The organism is Acinetobacter sp. KH_038 (assembly GCF_057839405.1).
Window position 1 is genome coordinate 478,955 of sequence record NZ_CM174489.1, and the last position, 18,111, is coordinate 497,065.

General features: G+C 42.3%; 18 protein-coding genes. 17 read left to right on the forward strand and 1 reads right to left on the reverse strand.

The genetic code is table 11. The annotated features are described in order from the left end of the window. The first annotated feature begins 580 nt into the window (after positions 1-580). The 17 genes from AC3IT7_RS02180 to AC3IT7_RS02260 all read left to right on the forward strand — a co-directional run bounded on the left by AC3IT7_RS02180 (position 581) and on the right by AC3IT7_RS02260 (position 17,277). Positions 581-1,090 carry a hypothetical protein gene (locus AC3IT7_RS02180; RefSeq protein ID WP_489249241.1) on the forward strand — a complete coding sequence of 170 codons (510 nt, stop codon included), beginning with the start codon at positions 581-583 and terminating at the stop codon, positions 1,088-1,090. Positions 1,091-1,200: 110 nt separating this feature from the next. Next, positions 1,201-1,902 (forward strand): fimbrial biogenesis chaperone, encoded by a 702-nt coding sequence (locus tag AC3IT7_RS02185; protein ID WP_489249242.1) that lies wholly within the window; start codon positions 1,201-1,203, stop codon positions 1,900-1,902. A gap of 40 nt (positions 1,903-1,942) precedes the next feature. Beyond that, positions 1,943-4,273, forward strand: coding sequence for a fimbria/pilus outer membrane usher protein (locus tag AC3IT7_RS02190; protein WP_489249243.1), 2,331 nt, complete (start codon positions 1,943-1,945; stop codon positions 4,271-4,273). Between the two features lie 8 nt (positions 4,274-4,281). Beyond that, positions 4,282-4,692, forward strand: a complete 411-nt coding sequence (locus AC3IT7_RS02195) for a hypothetical protein (protein WP_489249968.1) — start codon at positions 4,282-4,284, stop codon at positions 4,690-4,692. A 261-nt stretch (positions 4,693-4,953) separates the two neighbouring features. Beyond that, the gene (locus tag AC3IT7_RS02200) at positions 4,954-6,225 is read left to right on the forward strand and encodes a glycosyltransferase family 4 protein (RefSeq protein WP_489249244.1); all 1,272 of its coding nucleotides are present in this window, start codon (positions 4,954-4,956) and stop codon (positions 6,223-6,225) included. 30 nt (positions 6,226-6,255) lie between these two features. Continuing rightward, positions 6,256-6,807 carry a phosphatase PAP2 family protein gene (locus tag AC3IT7_RS02205; RefSeq protein WP_489249245.1) on the forward strand — a complete coding sequence of 184 codons (552 nt, stop codon included), beginning with the start codon at positions 6,256-6,258 and terminating at the stop codon, positions 6,805-6,807. Positions 6,808-6,894: 87 nt separating this feature from the next. After that, positions 6,895-7,095, forward strand: a complete 201-nt coding sequence (gene iscX, locus AC3IT7_RS02210) for a Fe-S cluster assembly protein IscX (RefSeq protein ID WP_005095666.1) — start codon at positions 6,895-6,897, stop codon at positions 7,093-7,095. Between the two features lie 110 nt (positions 7,096-7,205). After that, positions 7,206-7,637: a nucleoside-diphosphate kinase gene (gene ndk, locus AC3IT7_RS02215; RefSeq protein ID WP_004647460.1), complete on the forward strand. Its 432-nt coding sequence runs from the start codon at positions 7,206-7,208 to the stop codon at positions 7,635-7,637. Positions 7,638-7,759: 122 nt separating this feature from the next. Further along, positions 7,760-8,995 carry a dual-specificity RNA methyltransferase RlmN gene (rlmN, locus tag AC3IT7_RS02220; RefSeq protein ID WP_489249246.1) on the forward strand — a complete coding sequence of 412 codons (1,236 nt, stop codon included), beginning with the start codon at positions 7,760-7,762 and terminating at the stop codon, positions 8,993-8,995. A 14-nt stretch (positions 8,996-9,009) separates the two neighbouring features. Continuing rightward, the gene (gene pilW / locus AC3IT7_RS02225; RefSeq protein WP_475653990.1) at positions 9,010-9,810 is read left to right on the forward strand and encodes a type IV pilus biogenesis/stability protein PilW; all 801 of its coding nucleotides are present in this window, start codon (positions 9,010-9,012) and stop codon (positions 9,808-9,810) included. Next, on the forward strand, positions 9,801-10,592 hold the full coding sequence (locus AC3IT7_RS02230) for a helix-turn-helix domain-containing protein (RefSeq protein ID WP_475653989.1): 792 nt from the start codon (positions 9,801-9,803) through the stop codon (positions 10,590-10,592). Before pilW ends, AC3IT7_RS02230 begins: the two co-directional genes overlap by 10 nt. A 23-nt stretch (positions 10,593-10,615) precedes the next feature. Beyond that, positions 10,616-11,737, forward strand: a complete 1,122-nt coding sequence (ispG, locus tag AC3IT7_RS02235; RefSeq protein WP_475653988.1) for a flavodoxin-dependent (E)-4-hydroxy-3-methylbut-2-enyl-diphosphate synthase — start codon at positions 10,616-10,618, stop codon at positions 11,735-11,737. A 3-nt stretch (positions 11,738-11,740) separates the two neighbouring features. Next, positions 11,741-13,036 carry a histidine--tRNA ligase gene (gene hisS / locus AC3IT7_RS02240; RefSeq protein ID WP_489249247.1) on the forward strand — a complete coding sequence of 432 codons (1,296 nt, stop codon included), beginning with the start codon at positions 11,741-11,743 and terminating at the stop codon, positions 13,034-13,036. Between the two features lie 30 nt (positions 13,037-13,066). Beyond that, positions 13,067-13,762 (forward strand): YfgM family protein, encoded by a 696-nt coding sequence (locus AC3IT7_RS02245; protein ID WP_475653986.1) that lies wholly within the window; start codon positions 13,067-13,069, stop codon positions 13,760-13,762. Then, positions 13,759-14,907, forward strand: a complete 1,149-nt coding sequence (bamB, locus tag AC3IT7_RS02250) for an outer membrane protein assembly factor BamB (RefSeq protein WP_489249248.1) — start codon at positions 13,759-13,761, stop codon at positions 14,905-14,907. The genes AC3IT7_RS02245 and bamB overlap by 4 nt, the downstream gene beginning before the upstream one ends. 168 nt (positions 14,908-15,075) lie before the next feature. Then, positions 15,076-16,485, forward strand: coding sequence for a ribosome biogenesis GTPase Der (der, locus tag AC3IT7_RS02255; protein ID WP_475653984.1), 1,410 nt, complete (start codon positions 15,076-15,078; stop codon positions 16,483-16,485). 144 nt (positions 16,486-16,629) lie between these two features. Further along, positions 16,630-17,277 (forward strand): 4'-phosphopantetheinyl transferase family protein, encoded by a 648-nt coding sequence (locus AC3IT7_RS02260; RefSeq protein WP_489249249.1) that lies wholly within the window; start codon positions 16,630-16,632, stop codon positions 17,275-17,277. Between the two features lie 24 nt (positions 17,278-17,301). Here the strand turns inward: AC3IT7_RS02260 and AC3IT7_RS02265 are convergent, their stop codons facing one another. Further along, positions 17,302-18,072, reverse strand: a complete 771-nt coding sequence (locus AC3IT7_RS02265; RefSeq protein WP_489249250.1) for an SDR family oxidoreductase — start codon at positions 18,070-18,072, stop codon at positions 17,302-17,304. Between the last annotated feature and the right edge of the window lie 39 nt (positions 18,073-18,111).

The following is an 18,111-nucleotide window of genomic DNA, read 5'->3' on the forward strand; positions in this document are numbered from 1 at the left end:
TTTACTGGATAAATTGTATATATAATCTTAATGGTTTTATGAATATTGCAAATAATATAAATTTTTAGAGGGGTGGGATTTAATAATCTTTTTAAAAAATACCAAATATTAATTTTTTAAATTTCTGCAATATATGAAAAATAACGGAAAAATAAAGATAAAGCCGCATTTTTTTTCAATTCCTCTCATAAATTGTAAGACTTTGTAAAACTATATTTGTGGAAAAGGTGGTTTATTGTTTTTTTTAAAAAAATAAATTAAATATCAATATCCTGGGTTGTGGCTATTTTTTTGTAATGATGTTTGTATAGGTCTTTGAAATAGGGATTAAGTAAATATTATGGTTTTTTATCTTGGCTTATTTACATAACTATTTATAAAATTTAGAAATATACTCGAAATCGTGAATAATAAGATTTAAAAAATATATAGTGAATATTATAGTTTATATATTATTTCTAAATAAAACTAATAAGATGATTCTACGCTTAAACCACTTTACTCATAATAAAAACGGGTTCCAGAGGGTAGGCGTCATTCAAAATAAATATATTCTTTTTTAAAAGGAATGGAGAACATCATGAATAAAATGACTCAAGCAGCATTAGCAGCATTAGTAATCAGCTTTGGTTTTGGTTCAACAGTTGTTTATGCAGCGGATACAGCAGGACGCCCAGGGCAACAGAAACCACATAAACCAGGTAAACATGGATGCGGTGATAAATGTGATGGAAAAATTGATGTAGTTTTAGAGGTGGCAAGACATTGTGATCTGGATGTATTGAATCCAACATTAACACTTGCCGCAGGTGCGGATGGTAACTGGGCAGCTGCTGGTGCTTTTAATGTCCGTACAAATGCTCCTTATCGTCTGAATATTGCTCCACTTACACAGTTACGAAATGGTGCAACTAGTGTACCGGTTACTGTTGCTACTACACGTGGTGGTAATGCGTATAGCGGAACTCAATCAAGCACTGCAGGTCTTGATCATACTTGGGATGTAAATGCATCCGTATTAAGTAGTGTAGTTAATGCAGCCGATGCCGGTACTTACCGTGGTGTATATAATGTAGAAGTACGGTTCTAAAAACAAGAAAAAATTTTATAAAATCATTGAGGGATAGGAGATGTAATCATCATCTCCTATTTTAACATTTTTTCATTCAATAATAATGATATAAATATTTGGAGAAAAAAATGCATAAAAAAATAACGGGGTTTTTTTTGCTATTGCTATGGAGTTTAACAGTCTCTGCAGGAATAAAATTTAGCCCAATCCAGATTTATATTCAAGACTTTAAAAAACAAAAAAGTACGACGGTAAATATTGAAAGTACCGGTTTAAATGTTTCAAAAATATATGAAATTTCTGCATTTAAATGGCAGCAAGACCAGAATGGAGAAGACCTTTTAGTAGAGGATAACACCTTGCTTTTTAATCCAAAAACTTTTGAATTAAAGCCAGAAAGCAAGCAAATTGTACGTATTGGATTTAGTCAACCTCCAGAGAACTTGGAAAAACAGAAGTCTTGGAGAATCGTTTTTAAAGAAGTAACCCCGGTAGATGATGCATCTACTATTAATTTTTTATTTAATTTCTCGTTACCATTTTTTGCCGGAAAACAGTTGCCTCCCCAGCTAAATGTCAATTTAGAGAAGATAAATAATCTGGCTTATTTGAATGTAAATAATCTGGCTAAATCACATGCCAAGATTGTTGAAGTTATTTTGTTAGATAGTAAAAACAAGGAAGTATTAAGAAAAGATTTTACGCAGTATGTATTAAGCGGGAATAAAATTAAATTTGAACTGGGTGAGGTTAAGGCAACTGGGGATCTAAAACTAAAAATAAAAGTAGAAGAGCATGGGGAATATCTTGAATATCCAATAAAAGGATAAAAAAGGATGGATAGAAGAATAATAGTAAAAGGATAATGCTATGAAAGCCACTAAAATTTTCGTAATGATAGTATGTGGTCTTAGTTTAACAAATGTAAAGGCAAATACTGATTTGGAGGGAGGTCAGAAAAAAGGTACAGAAATGTTAATTGTAAATATATGGATTAATGGTCTGGATTATCAAACTGAAGCCATTACATTTACTGACGATAATAAGAAGTTTATTGAATGTGAGCCTTTACAGAATATTGGGGTGAGAATTGAAAAACTACAGCGTCATTTTAATAAAAAAGATTTTTGTTTAATAAGTCAACCAGAGCTTAAGGTTGAAGATGATTACAGTCTTCAGGCAATAAAAATTCATTTACCAGTCAGTTATTTTAACGATACACATTATGATCTGGATGTAATTCCGCCGGAAAAAGCAGATCTTGGCGGCTTTGTTAACTACAGTTTATTTTATAGTAAAGATGATGTGGAGCAAGAGTTTAATACTTTTTCAGAGTTTGGAATATTTAAAGACTACTGGTTACTAAAAAATGCCTTTTTATACCGTAATGAACCTGAAGAAAACGAACAAAATTTACTGCGGGTGAATACCACCTTAGATATTGAGTTTCCAAAAAACTTTTTAAGACTTACTTTGGGAGACACTACCAGTCCTTATAATACGTTAAATAACTCTTTTCGCTTTGGCGGCTTAAGTTTTGGTACAAATTATACAGATCGACCTGATTTTGTATATTGGAATATTCCAAATCTGAATGGTAGCGCCAGCTTGCCTTCAACTATTGATCTTTATGTAAATGGGGTGCGTTTATATAGAGATTCAGTCACACCCGGTAATTACGATCTGCCTGCGGGAGCAATCGTCAATCAAGCTGGTGATGCTCAAATTGTTGTAGAAGATATTTTGGGAAATAGAACAGTTCAAAGTTTTCCTATCTATATTAATAACCGTTTACTAAAACCAAAATTAAATGAATATAACATTTCCTTAGGGAAACTAAGATATGACTATGATTATGTAGATGATGATTATCGAGAATTCTTTAGCAAGCTCTTCTTTCGAAGAGGGATAACATCTTCGACTACTTTGGGATTCGATTTAATCTATAGCGAAGATGTCAGTAATCTGGATATATTGTGGACCCAGGGTGTGAATAAGTATTTTCTCTTGGATACTGCATTTTCAGTCAGTGAAGCGAGTGTAGATGAAGAACAGGGCTATGCTGTTTCTGCATCTATAACTCGTGATTTTAAGAAATGGTCATTTGGATTAAATAGTCGATACTATACTGAAAAATATCAATATCTAAGTAGTGATACTTATAACTCAAATATTAAGACTTCGAATATTTTATATTTTAATTTTTTTGATTTAAAATTTATTGATAGTTTAAATCTAAGTTATATTCAACAGGATAACTATTTAACGGAAGATTTTATCAGTGATGACCGTAAGATTTTTGATATTAGAGCCACGAAGAATTTAACAAATAATTTATATACAAGTTTTGGCTTCTTTAAAGATTTTGGGGATGAGGATGATCATGGGTTTAATATTGCTTTTGCCTATGACTGGGGTGAAAACAAACGTGTTTATCTTGACCATGATACTGAAAATAATGAAACAAGTTTAAGCTTCAGCAAAAGAACCATGACCCAGAATGGTTTTGATTATGTTCTGGGGGTAAATCAAAGAGAAGATGAAATAAATTATAATGCTTATGTGTTATGGAAAACCAGTGTTGGGAATTTACAGCTTTCTCATGATGAATATGAGGATCGTCGTAATTCACAAGTGGTCTTTGATGGTGCCTTGGTCTGGTTGGGTAATAAAGTAGCCTTTACTAAATATGCAGATAATGCTTTTGCACTGGTCAATGTAGATAAGCATTCGAACTTAGATATTTATCGTTCTGCGACTTTAGCCGGAAGTACCAATAAAAACGGCTATATGTTTATACACAATATTATTCCTTATATTAATTACGATATTGCTTTTGATCATAATCAATTGGCAATGGAAGAAACTTTTGAGCATTCTTCTAAGAAAATAGTTGGTCTGGATCAACGAGGATATAAGCTGGATTTTCCTATTTATAAAACAAAGCGTATTGCTTTAAAAATAAAAGACATCAAGCGAAATAATTTAATAGCTGGATCGGAGGTGATTGTTGATGGTGTCAGCACCGATTCATCTTTTGTGGATAGTCAGGGCATTGTCTATCTGTATCTGATTAAACCTGGTCAATACACGCTTAAAGTAAAAACACAAGGTGGGCAGCAATGTCAGGCTCAATTGGTGATTAGTCAAAATCAATTCCAGAATTCAGCAAATCAAATTCTGGAAACTATATGTCGATAGGTGTAGAAATGAAAAATCTCTTTTTATTTATTCTTGCTATGAGTGCTTTTGGGGGAGCGAATGCCCAGCATTGCTCGATTGATGGTTTTACTAATCCTGAATTGCGTCTGGCAAGTTATCAACGCAGTCAGTCGGCAACTTCATTCAATATTTCATGTGATACAGCATATTCAATTTTATTTAATAGCCAGAATTTAGTGAGTTCAAACGGTATGAGCTACGTTTCAAATGGTCCTTATAAGCTGCGTACTAAATTAAATTTAACCGGAGCAAATAATAATTTATGGGGGGTAAGACTCAATCAGGGAGCGGCTCAACGACAAAAATATATTGTTTCTGTTCAACTTGAAGACAATCCTTTCAATGGCGTTCCAGCAGGCAGATATAGTGACCGGGTTTCGATAGATATTTCTTTTTAATTTTAACATTTTGTTTTTTTAGAAATAATTAACCCGCACAATTGCTCTGATAGGTGTATCAGACTGAAATGAAAGATTGATGTATGAACTTATATAGAAAGTGGATCCCTGTTTCGATTGATATCAATTGCATGGGGGTCACTGATTTTTCAGCTTAATAAGTTATAAATAACCAGCTATTTCTTTTTTCTCATCATTCATCAGTCGGTCATATATTCTGCTTATATTGTGTTGAAAGTATATAAGTAAGATAGGTGCGACATGAATCAGCCCTACAATCCAGTCTTAACAAAACAACAAGCATTTCTGGAAGGCTTCCAATTTGACCTAAAGCAGCAACGCCTAGAAAATATTCGGCAACAGTCTGAACTTGCCGACTTGGTACGTCCTCGTCTCAAAATAGCAATTGTGACCGAAACATGGCCACCTGAAATTAATGGGGTAGCGCATTCATTGTTACAGCTGTGCAAAGGCCTGAAAAAACAGGGGCATAAAATTTTATTGATTCGCCCCGAGCAAAAAGGCATCTGTGCTGAATTTCAACCCTATCGGGAATGTTTGGTCAAAGCCCAGCGTATTCCCAAGTATTCAGGTTTGCAGTTTGGTTGGCCACAGTTTCTAAAAGTTCGTCAGGCTATGGAAGTTTTTGAGCCTGATGTGGTGCATATCGTAACAGAAGGTCCATTAGGGCTTGCTGCGCAGCAAACTGCAAGATCCCTTGAAATCCCTGTGTCGAGCGGCTTTCACTCCTCGTTTCAGGAATTTAGTCGCTTCTTTGATCTGGCATTTTTGCTTAAATCCATTCAGCACTATCTGAAATGGTTCCACAATCATAGCGAAATTACTTGTGTGCCGAGTCGTGAAACTGCCGAAGCACTGCGCAAGTTTGGGGTTACGGGGCCGTTGGTGGTGGTGGGGCGAGGAGTGGATACACAAGCTTTTTCCCCAAAATGGCGTTCTGATTCACTACGCCAAAGTTGGGGCGCGTCCAAAGAAACCCGTGTGATGTTATATGTCGGGCGTTTATCGCCGGAAAAAGAAATACCTGTAGTGATTCAGGCATATTTCACATTGCGTCAGATGCATTGTCAGGACGTGCGTCTGGTGGTGGTTGGCGATGGCCCGGACCGACAGCGTTTAGAGCGGTTGAATCATGATGGTTCAATTATTTTTACGGGAAGTTTGCGGGGTCAGCAACTGGCCGAAGCATATGCGAGTGCTGATATTTTTTGCTTTGCAAGTCAGGTTGAAACTTTTGGCAATGTGGTGCTGGAAGCCATGGCAAGTGGTTTACCTGTTATTGCTTATGATTATGCTTGTGCGCACCTGCATATACAGCATGACCGCACCGGTTGGCTCAGTTTGCTTGGCCAAGAGCATGATTTGACAGCCAATATTCTGAAGTTACCAGATTATCACACACTTAGGAAAATGGGTGTGTATGCTTCACAATGTGCGGAAAAGGTTGGATGGCAACATCCTGTAGCGCAGTTTGAACAGGTTCTGTACTCGATCACAAGGCAAAATAAATGACCTAATTAAAACAAGAGCCGGAGCAACACGATGAAAATCCACAATGCCAAACTCAAATTTTTAGAAATCGATTTAAAAGGCTGTGTCTACTTCAATCATATCTCCCATTCGGATCGAATTGCTACTTTTTTTAAAATCATTAGTCGTTTGGGTGACGGTGTCTTTTGGTATGTGATGTGTTTTGCTGCATGGGGAATTCGTGGCTTGGAGTATGGGCTGCAGATGCTCTATATTATTCTGGGTAGTACACTGGGTACGCTGATTTATAAAGTTCTCAAAATAAAAACCGTACGTCCACGACCTTATCAGGTGCATCAGGTGATTCGACTGGGCGAGCGGCCGCTCGATCATTTTAGTTTTCCTTCGGGGCATACCCTGCATGCAGTGATGGCAACGGCTGTTTTAGGTTATGTGGTGCCACAATTACTGCTGTTGATGCTGCCATTTACCCTGCTGGTGGCATTGTCGCGCATGATTTTAGGCTTGCATTATCCAAGCGATGTGGCGGTTGGCGCAATCATTGGTGGCATGATGGCGGTTGCAATTGTTGTCAGTGCTCCTTATTTCGATATTGTATTGTAAAAATCAGTGAAAGCCGGGGCAAAAGTTCGCAGATTTTTATAAATTTGCTAAAGTACTGCATCGAAGCAAATAGCCTTAGGAATAGTTATGGGTTTACGTTGGACAGATACTCTTGATATCGCGATTGAACTCTACGAAACGCATCCCGATGTGGACCCGCAGTGGATTCGGTTTACTGATTTACATGCCTGGGTATGTGCCTTGCCTGAATTTGAAGATGACCCAAGTAAATCGACTGAAGGTCTGCTTGAAGCGATTCAAATGGCATGGATTGATGAAGCACGTTAAGTGCCCAATTGAAAAAAGCATATTTTTACAGTGTAAAAGCAGAAAAATGCGCATTATCTCGGTATAATGCGCCAAATTTTCATGTCAACAATTGACTTAAGGAGCCTATCATGGCTATCGAACGTACTTTATCTATCGTTAAACCAGACGCAGTTGCTAAAAACCACATCGGCGACATCTTTGCTCGTTTCGAGAAAGCTGGTCTGCAAATTGTTGCAACTAAAATGAAACATTTGACTCAAGCTGAAGCTGAAGGCTTCTACGCTGAGCACAAAGAACGTGGTTTCTTTGCTGACCTGGTTGCATTCATGACTTCTGGTCCAGTTGTTGTTTCAGTTCTTGAAGGCGAAAACGCTGTTCTTGCTCACCGTGACATCCTTGGCGCGACAAACCCTAAAGAAGCTGCTCCTGGTACAATCCGTGCAGATTTCGCTGTAAGCATCGACGAAAACGCTGCTCACGGTTCTGACTCTGTAGCATCAGCTGACCGTGAAGTTAACTACTTCTTCGCGCAAACTGAGATTGCTCCACGTACTCGTTAATTCGCAGTATTCAAGCCAGATAAGTGTTATTATACTTATCTGGTTTTTTTATTCTCTGAATAAGTCTTTGCTCACATATTGAGCTTCTCCTTTCATCTTTAGACATAGTTTAGGTAATACACATGAGTACTGAAGTCGTCGCTGTCTCTGCAGTTTCCGCTGCGCAGCAACCATCTCCGTCCACTCCGGCACAGCAGAATGCTGTGGAAAAAGTGAACCTACTCGGCATGTCTCGTCCGCAAATGGAGAAATTCTTTGAGGATATGGGTGAGAAGAAGTTTCGTGCCGGGCAGGTAATGAAATGGATTCACCAGTTCTTTGTGACTGATTTTGCCGAAATGACCAATATTTCAGGCAAATTGCGTGAAAAACTGGAAAAGATTTGTGAAATTAAAGCGCCTGAAGTGGTGCATAAAAACTATTCTAAAGATGGTACCCGTAAATGGGTATTTCGTGTGGGCGATGGTGATGGTTCACTGGTCGAAACCGTACTGATTCCTGCTGAGCATCGCAGTGGTCTACGTCGTACCTTGTGTATTTCTTCACAAGTCGGTTGTGCACTCGATTGTTCCTTCTGTTCAACCGGTAAACAGGGTTTCCAGCGTGATTTGACTCAGGCCGAAATCATTGGTCAGTTGTGGATGGCAAACTATTCCTATATGGAAGATGTGCCGGTGGCAGATCGTGAACGTTCAGTCACAAACGTGGTGATGATGGGCATGGGCGAACCACTCCTCAACTACGATGCCGTACTCAATTCAATGCGTATCATGCTGGATGACTTTGCCTATGGGATGTCAAAGCGCCGTGTGACTTTGTCGACATCGGGTGTAGTACCCAAGATTGATCAAATGGTCAAAGATATTGATGTGGCCCTAGCGATTTCACTGCATGCGCCAAACGATGAGCTACGTAATGAACTGGTACCAATCAACAAAAAATATCCGCTAGAACAACTAATTGCAGCTTGTCAGCGCTATATTGCCAAAGATGGTAATGAAAGTTCACGTAAACATGTCACGATTGAGTATGTGATGCTGGATGGCGTCAATGATCATCCGGAACATGCACAGCAAATGATTAAGCTGCTGAAAAACTTGCCAAGCAAGATTAATCTGATTCCATTCAATCCTTTCCCGCATGCGCCTTATGGTCGTTCAAGCCGTAACCGCATTATTTCTTTCCAAAAAACTTTGTCTGATGCCGGTTTTGTGTGTACGATTCGTCAGACACGCGGTGATGACATTGATGCGGCGTGTGGACAGCTTGTAGGTCAAGTGGCTGACCGTACCCGTCGTGCGGAACAGTGGAAAAAGAAAATTGCGCAGTCAAATGAGATTATGCGTTCACAAGGATAATAAGAGGTCGCCAGTTGAGAAATCTAACATCTAAGTTTGCTTTGATTTCAACAGTATGTGTATCTTTGGGGTTGGTCGCGTGTCAAACGCCGGATCTGGGTCAGAAAGATCCTGAAAAAGCCACTAAAGTCCGTACCCAATTGGCAGCAGAATATTTAAGAACAGGTGATCTGGATGCAGCCAAACGTGCGCTGGATCAGGCACTTGAAACGACTCCGCGTGACTCGCAAGCGAATATGATGATGGGTGTGCTGCTGCAGCAGGAAGGTAGTGCACTCAATCTTGAGAAAGCAGATGCTTATTTCAAGCGTGCGATTTCGGCAGATCCGAAAAATGCACAGGCACGTAACAACTATGGCACCTATTTATATCAGCTTGAGCGCTATAATGATGCGATCGAGCAGTTTAAAATTGCCGGTGCAACCTTGGGTTATGATCAGCGCTTTCGTGCACTGGAAAATATGGGGCGTATTTACCTGAAACTGGGCGATGTAGCGAATGCTGAAAAATCGTTCAAACAGGCGCTTCAGGCGAATCGCGATTCATATATATCAATGTTAGAGTTGTCAGAAATTTTTTATTTGAACCAGCAGTTCCCGGCGGCGACCCAACTGTATCAGCAGTTTGCGCGCGGTGTGGGACAGAAAAACCAGGGTGCCCGTGCGCTCTGGATTGGCATTCGCACTGCGCGTGCCAGTGGTGATCAGTTAGGCATGCAGGTATTGGTTAACCAGTTACGTGCATTGTTCCCTGAAAGCCAGGAATACCAACGTTATTTGCAATTACAGTACAGTACTGAGGCCGTATGGAAGTAAATCCTAATTCACCTTCGAATCATTCGAGCGTAGCTCCAAATGCGTTAGGAAATATTCAACGTCCGGGCGAGTACTTGCGCCAGATTCGTATCAATCAGCAACGTGATCTGGAAGAGGTTGCCAAAGAGCTGAATATTCCGGTCAAGACCCTGACTGCACTGGAGCAGGATGAATACAAGTCTCTGCCTGAAGCGACCTTTATCAAAGGTTATTACCGCACCTATGCCAAATTTTTGGGCGTGGATGCTTCGAGTATTATCCAGCGTTTTGATGAAATTTATACCAATGATACGGGCTTGTTGCCGAATCATGCCCTGAATAATTCCCCGATTAAAATTATGGGAAAATTACCGGGTTCCAAACGTGACCGTAATCGTAAGTGGTTGAAGCGCATTTTTATTACGCTGGTATTGTTGCTGATTTTAGGCGCACTATTTGCCATGGTTCAGAACTGGTCGAGCAGTAATTCGCAAAATAGCAGTGAAGTCTCCGGAGTGGGCGCTTCCAATGTCGAGATCCTGAATCTGGATACGGGCGCTGCACTGTCTGGCGATCAGTTGAAGCTTGATTTTAATCGTCCGACCTCTGTGCATATTGTCGATTCAGCAGGTAATGTCCTGGCAACGGGCCGTCAGGCATCCAGCTTGCAACTCAATGGTGAAGCGCCATTCCAGATTCGTCTGGATGATGCGACAGCTGTATCGCTGAGCTTGAATAATGAAAATATCTCATTGTCACCTTATACCGTAAACGGAAAAGCAGAATTCCGTTTGTCACCTTAACAGATCAAGAGTAGAGCAAAACCATGATCGTAAATCCAATTAAACGTCGTCCAACACGTAAAATTCGTGTCGGTTCAGTTTATGTGGGTGGTGATGCACCAATCAGTATCCAGTCCATGACCAATACTGAAACCTGTGATGTGGCAGCCACGGTTGCCCAGATCCAGCGCTGTGTCGATGCTGGTGCAGATATCATGCGGGTTTCAGTACCAACCATGGAAGCGGCAGCAGCATTTGGTGAAATTCGTAAGCAGGTCAATGTGCCATTAGTGGCTGATATTCACTTCGATTATAAAATTGCTTTGGCAGTGGCGGATTTCGGTGCGGACTGTTTGCGGATTAATCCGGGCAATATCGGTTCAGAAGCCAAGATTCGTGAAGTGGTGGCAGCGGCTAAACATCACGATATTTCGATGCGAATCGGGGTCAATGCCGGTTCACTGGAAAAAGATATTCAAAAGAAATATGGCGAACCAACGGGTCAGGCGCTGCTTGAATCTGCGATGCGCCACATCGACATTTTAGACCGTCTGGATTTTCAGGAATTTAAGATTTCCGTCAAAGCCTCCAATGTGTTTCTAACTATGGATGCGTATCGTTTGCTGTCTCAGCAAATTGATAATCCATTACATTTGGGCGTAACGGAAGCCGGTATTTACCGCACCGGTTCAGTCAAATCTGCGATTGCCTTGGGTGGTCTGCTCATGGAAGGCATTGGTGACACCATGCGTATTTCATTGGCAGCAGAGCCTGAAGAAGAAATTAAAATCGGTTTTGATATTTTGAAATCGCTGAGCCTGCGTTCCAACGGCATTAACTTCATTGCCTGCCCGAGCTGTTCACGTCAGGAATTTAACGTGATTTCAGTGATGCAACAACTGGAAGAGCGTCTGGAAGATATCCGTACCCCGATGGATGTCTCGGTGATTGGCTGTAAAGTGAATGGGCCGGGCGAGGCCAAAGAGGCCGATATTGGTGTGGTAGGTGCAGCGCCACGTTCACTGGTGTATCGTAATGGTGAAAAGAGCCATCTAATTGATACCAATCAACTGGTTGATGAAATCGAAAATATGGTTCGTCAACGTGTTACCGAGCTTGAAGAAGCTAAATCTAAAGAAATTATTCGTACAAGTTTTTCTGAGTAGATCATGAGTTCAATCGTCGCAATCAAAGGTTTTAATGACATTCTCCCAACGCAAACCCCCGCTTGGAGACGTCTTGAACAGCATCTGTCGGGTTTGATGGATGCTTATGGCTATCAACAGATTCGTTTACCTATCGTTGAACAGACCAATTTGTTCAAACGTTCGATCGGTGATGCTACCGATATCGTTGAAAAAGAAATGTATACCTTTCTGGATAAAGGTAATCCGCCGGAGTCTTTGACGCTACGTCCTGAAGGCACCGCAGGCTGTGTACGTGCCATGCTGGAGCATAACCTGCTGCGTGGTGCGACACCTCGCGTATGGTATGTCGGGCCGATGTTCCGTTATGAAAAGCCGCAAAAAGGCCGTTATCGTCAATTCCACCAGTTTGGTGTGGAAACCTTTGGTGTGGCGACGCCAGATATGGATGCCGAACTGATTCTGATGACAGCACGTCTGTGGAAACGTATGGGCGTGGCAGACAAGGTTCAGTTGGAGCTGAATACTTTGGGCGAGTCTGATGAACGTGCAGCCTATCGTGCAGCCTTGGTTGAATTCCTGGAATCACATAAAGCCGATCTAGACGAAGATTCTCAGCGCCGTTTAACCACCAATCCGCTACGAATTCTGGATTCTAAAGATGCCAAGACTCAAAGCATTTTAGCAAATGCACCAAAACTGCATGACTTTATGGGTGAAGAAACTCTGGCGCATTTTGCTCAGTTACAACAGTATCTGACCGATGCAGGGGTGAGCTTTGTCATCAACCAGAAACTGGTACGCGGTCTGGATTATTACAACAAAACTGTCTTTGAGTGGACCACAACGCATTTGGGGTCACAGGGAACAGTTTGTGCCGGCGGCCGTTATGATGGTCTGGTGGGACAGTTGAAAGGCAAGCCTGATCAGTCTGTGCCGGCAGTTGGTTTTGCTATGGGCATCGAGCGCTTATTGCTATTACTTGAACAGGTTGAAGACAATACGCCTGCGCGTGATTGTGATGTTTTTCTGGTGGCTGAACCGGCTTCTCAAGGTCAGGCACTGGTCATTGCCGAGCAGATCCGTGATCAGCTGGAAGCGGCGGGTAGTCAGGTGCGCTTGAAAGTCGGCTCTCAGGGTTCAATGAAGTCGCAAATGAAGAAGGCCGATCAGGCCGGTGCTTTATTTGCTGCGATTCTGGGTGAGCGTGAACTGCAAGCTCAGTCTTTCACGGTAAAAGAGCTGGCCACCGCAGAGCAATCGAATGTACCATTTACGGACTTCGTTGCATTTTTCAATACTAAAATTTCTTCAAAATAATCGATAAAACATTAGCAAAAGGGTAGTCTCATGAGCGCAGTGGGTGATGAACAGTTTGAAAGCTTAAAATCCTTTACCAAGAAGTATGGTTCTTCAATCATTACCGGGATTTTAATTGCGCTGATTGCCTTTTTCGGATGGGAATATTGGCAGAAGAAAAACCTGGCAGAGTCGCAAATGCACACTGCCAAGGTTCAGCAGTTGATGGATGATGCACAGGCGACACAGGGCGATGCCTTTGCCAAGCTGTCTGAGACTGCGGACAAAATTGTCAAGGAAGCGCCAGATTCAGCTCAGGCGATTCAGACTCAGCTGGTCATGGCAAAACTGGCCTATGACAAAGAAGATTATGCTGCGGCCGAGAAAGCATTACAGAAAGTTGAAAACTCGAAACTGGATGATAAAGGTCTGGTTCAGGTGGTTAAACTTCGTCTGGCTTATGCGCAACTGGCACAGAAAAAATATGATGCGGCATTGAAAACTTTAGAAGCAGTCACTGAACCTGCATTTAAAGCCACTGCCGATGAAGCGCGTGGTGATATCTATGTTGCCAAAAATGATATTGAAAATGCCAAAAAAGTATATCAAAGTGCATGGGATGCCTTGATTGAACGTAAAGAAGAACGTCAGATTTTACAAATTAAGCTCGAAAGCGTAGGCGTATTGGTCGATGATCCGGAAATCGAACGCCCAATTATAGAAACACAAGCGGAAGAAGCTGCATGAATAGAAAATACAAAATTACCTGTGCCTTGACTGTTTTAACGCTTGCACTGGCTGGCTGTGCAGGTAAAACAAATAAAGTTCCAGAAGTAAAACCGAACCCACTTCCAAAACTGACTCAAGCCAAAACACTGGTTCCTGTATTTTCCACCAGTGTGGCTGCGACAGAAGCTGCAGATCCATTACGTCTCCGTCTGGATGCAGACAATGGCGTGGTTTTTGCGATTGACCCTAAAGGTGAAGTGTCTGCCTTTAAGGGTAAACAGCGTCTCTGGCAGAAAAAAGTCAGCAAAGATAACCTAAGTTCTGGTGTTGAAGCGGCTGATGGTCTGGTTGTTGTCGGTAACCAGAAAGGTCAACTGTTTGCACTGGACCAGCAGACTGGTGAACAGCGATGGACTGCGCAATTGACCGGTGCTTTACTGGCGCCTTCATTGATTCATGCTGGCCGTGTGATCAGTGTAAGCAATGACGGTACGGTATATGCGCATGAAGTTGCCAGCGGAACCCAGGTTTGGACTTATAACCTGCCTAATGTACAATTCAGCCTGCGTGGTATGGCGGCGCCTGTACCATTGGATGCGCGTAATGTGTTAATTGCCTCTTCCAATGCCTATATCTATGCACTGGATGCCTTAAGTGGTGTGCCAAAATTACAGCGCCGTGTTGCTGTATCTGACGGCCGTTCTGATATTCAGCGTCTGGTCGATATTGACGGTGAGCCGGTCGTTGCAGGCCAGTTCGTTGTGACTACCAGTTATCAGGGGCAGGTGACTGTACTGGACCTGGCTTCACAGCAAGTGATCTGGAGTGAAGATGCCAGCAGTATCCAGCGTCCGGAAGTAATTGGCAATGGCGTATTCGTTGCGCAAACTGATGGTAAAATCAAAGCTTTTGAGATCACCTCGGGTCAACTTCTTTGGGAAAATGACCAGCTGTTGAATCGTCAGCTCAGTAATCCGGTCATCTTGGGCACAGATTTGGTGGTCGGTGATCTGGATGGGGTATTACACCTAATTGACCCGCGTACGGGACAGATTACTGGTCGTTCGAAAACCTCGGGTGAGGTGCGTAACTTACGCGTGATCGACAACCAGCTTTATGTATCTACACGCAAGGGCGCATTAAGCATTTGGCAGAACCGTTAATTTTAACGAGCCTTATGCTAAACTAGCCGCAACCGTATTTTTGTGAACGCGGGGTGATTGAAAAATCAATGCCCCGTGTTTTTATTTAGGGTATTTCCCCTTTACATCTTCCTATACTTTCTGATGTTCAGGCCACTTTGACGCCTGATATTGAATAAAGGTTACTCTATGAAACCCGTAATTGCGCTCATTGGTCGTCCGAACGTCGGAAAATCAACGCTGTTCAACCAGATTACCAAGAGCCGTGACGCATTGGTGGCAGACTTTGCAGGTCTGACACGCGACCGTAAATATGGCGATGCGACCTATCAAAATAAATCCTTCATTGTGGTCGATACTGGCGGTATTGGTGAAAATGAAGGTGGAATTGACTCGTACATGGCAGAGCAATCCAAGACTGCCATCCACGAAGCCGATATCATCATTTTTGTGGTCGATGCACGTGCCGGACTGTTGGCTTCCGATGAACAGATTGCGCGTGAACTGCGTACTCTAGGCAAAAAAGTATTCCTGGCTGCCAATAAAGTGGATGGCGTACATGCTGAAGCTGCCTTGGTCGAATTCTACAAACTGGGTATGGGCGAGCCATTACAAGTTGCTGCCAGCCATGGTCGTGGTGTTCAGCAAATGCTGGAAGACGTGCTTGCTGACGTACCTGAAGATGAAAATCCAGAAGAGCATGACAAAAATACTGGTCTGCGTTTAGCAATTATTGGTCGTCCAAACGTGGGTAAATCCACGCTGGTAAACCGCTTGCTCGGTGAAGATCGTGTAGTGGCATTTGACCAGCCGGGTACAACCCGTGACTCGATTTATATTCCATTCGAACGTGATGGCCGTCAGTACACCCTGATTGATACTGCAGGGGTGCGTCGTAAAGGTAAAGTTGATGAAATGATCGAGAAATTCTCGATTGTTAAAACCTTGCAGGCGATGAAAGATGCCAACGTGATCGTGGTTGTGGTCGATGCCCGTGATGGTATTGTTGAGCAGGACTTGCACCTGATTGGCTATGCGCTTGAAGCAGGCCGTGCCATGGTAATTGCGGTCAACAAATGGGATAACATGACTGAATATGATCGCAAGCAATGTAAGCTCGATGTAGAGCGTCGCTTCGATTTCATTCCATGGGCAAAAGTGCATTTGATTTCTGCATTGCATGGAACGGGTGTGGGTGAGCTTTATCCATCAATTCACCGTGCCTATGACTCATCTCGTTTGAAAGTATCTCCGGCAAAAATCACCCAGATTCTAAATGATGCCACAGATGCCCATCAGCCGCCGATGGTTCAGGGTCGTCGTATTAAAATGCGTTATGCGCATATGGGCGGACAGAATCCACCAACCATCGTGATCCATGGTAACAAGGTGGATAAAACCCCTGCAGATTACCGTCGTTATCTGGAAAATGTATTCCGTAAAGTGTACAAACTGGAAGGTACGCCAATTAAAATCGAGTTCAAAACCTCTGAAAACCCATTTGAAGGGCGTAAGACGGTCATGGATGAGCGTATTGCAGCGCGTAAACGTCGTTATGTACAAAAGTTCAAGAAAGCCGAGAAGAAGTTTAAGCGTTAATAGCGCATTTTAAGTTTTCGATCAAAAGCCTGCTGATGCAGGCTTTTTTATGTTTTACTGGCAAATACTGTGCAGTTCTCATGGTCAACTGTGGATGAACTCTTTTAGAATAGATTGAAAGCAAATATAGATTGAAAGGCCATTGTGACGTCACTTATTCAAATTGATCTGCATCAACTGTCTGACTCGAGTCAAAGGAGCCAAATTCCGGATCGAAAGGCACAGCTTGCAGCGCGTAAGCTGGCGATAGCAGCCTTAAGAAATCGGCTTTTATCCCGTCATTTGCAAGTCGCTATTCTTGATCAGGATGTTGTGCGCAGTGCATTTGGCAAACCCTATCTATTCAACTATCCCGGTTTCAGTTTTAACCATAGCCATAGTCAAAATTTCTACGCACTCGCAACCAGTCACCAGGTTCAGAACTTAGGGGTGGATATTGAGGAACTGGGACGCAAGGTACGCTTTGAGGCTTTGGCCCAACATGCCTTTCACCCTGAAGAGCTCAAACAGTGGCAGGAACTGGACTATGATCCTGAATACTGGTTTAAGGTCTGGACCACCAAAGAAGCCGTGTTGAAGGCCTCAGGATTGGGCATCCGGATCAGCCTGAAGGAGTTGAATACCCGAATCCATCCTGATCAGAATGGCGGACGCTGCGAGCATCCAGAAATCGGCGTTTATGCCTATCAAAATTATAATTTGGCTGGCTGTATGCTCACCGTAGCCTGGCAAAGTGAGCATTCTTGTAAGGGTTTTAGATTTCCAGTAATTCAGATCCAGCAATCTGTCTAAAACCAGAATTGATTGAAAGAGGTTTTATTTTCTGGCAATCAGGAGATTGCTGATGCGGTTTACAAACTGTGGACTCATACGCGATAAATGAAATAAAAACTTACTTTTTAACCCCACCGGATGATGCGTGGCTTGCCAGATTGAATCTTTCATTTGCGCCAATTTAAAAATATCCTGTGCCACATCCTCGGCATTCAGATGTACGCCCATTTTTTTGATACTTTCTGCCTGCATGTCTTTGACCATCGCCGTACTTACAAAAAGTGGCATGACATCAACGACCCGAATTCCATAGCTTTGCCATTCAATATCCAGGCTTTCAGTCAGACCGCGCACGGCAAATTTGCTGCTGGAATAACTGCTTAAATCGGCCTGTCCATAAATCGCTGAAGCTGAAGATAGATTGATAATGCGAGCAAAAGAGGCTTGCTTCAAATAAGGTAAAGCGGCATGGCAACCGTTCATGACTCCTTTAACATTAATATCCAGAGTGCGGTGATGCGCTGTAATTGCAGTATTTTCAAAAGGACCAGAATATAAAACCCCGGCATTATTGACCAGAATATTGATTTCACCGGCCCAGACCGAAAATTCAGCCAAGGCTGTTTCCCAGGATGCATAGTCTGCCACATCCAGAAAGCCGGCTTTGGCATGTTCGCCCAGTTGCTGGGCCAGCTGTTCGGCCTGTACCACATTGATATCATAAATACCGACTTTATAACCCTGCTGGTAGAATAGGGCGGCGGTTGCAGCGCCAATTCCTTGTGCTGCCCCACTAATCAATATACTGTGCATGTGCTTGATCTCCTTATTGTCTTTTTTTCTTGAGCATAG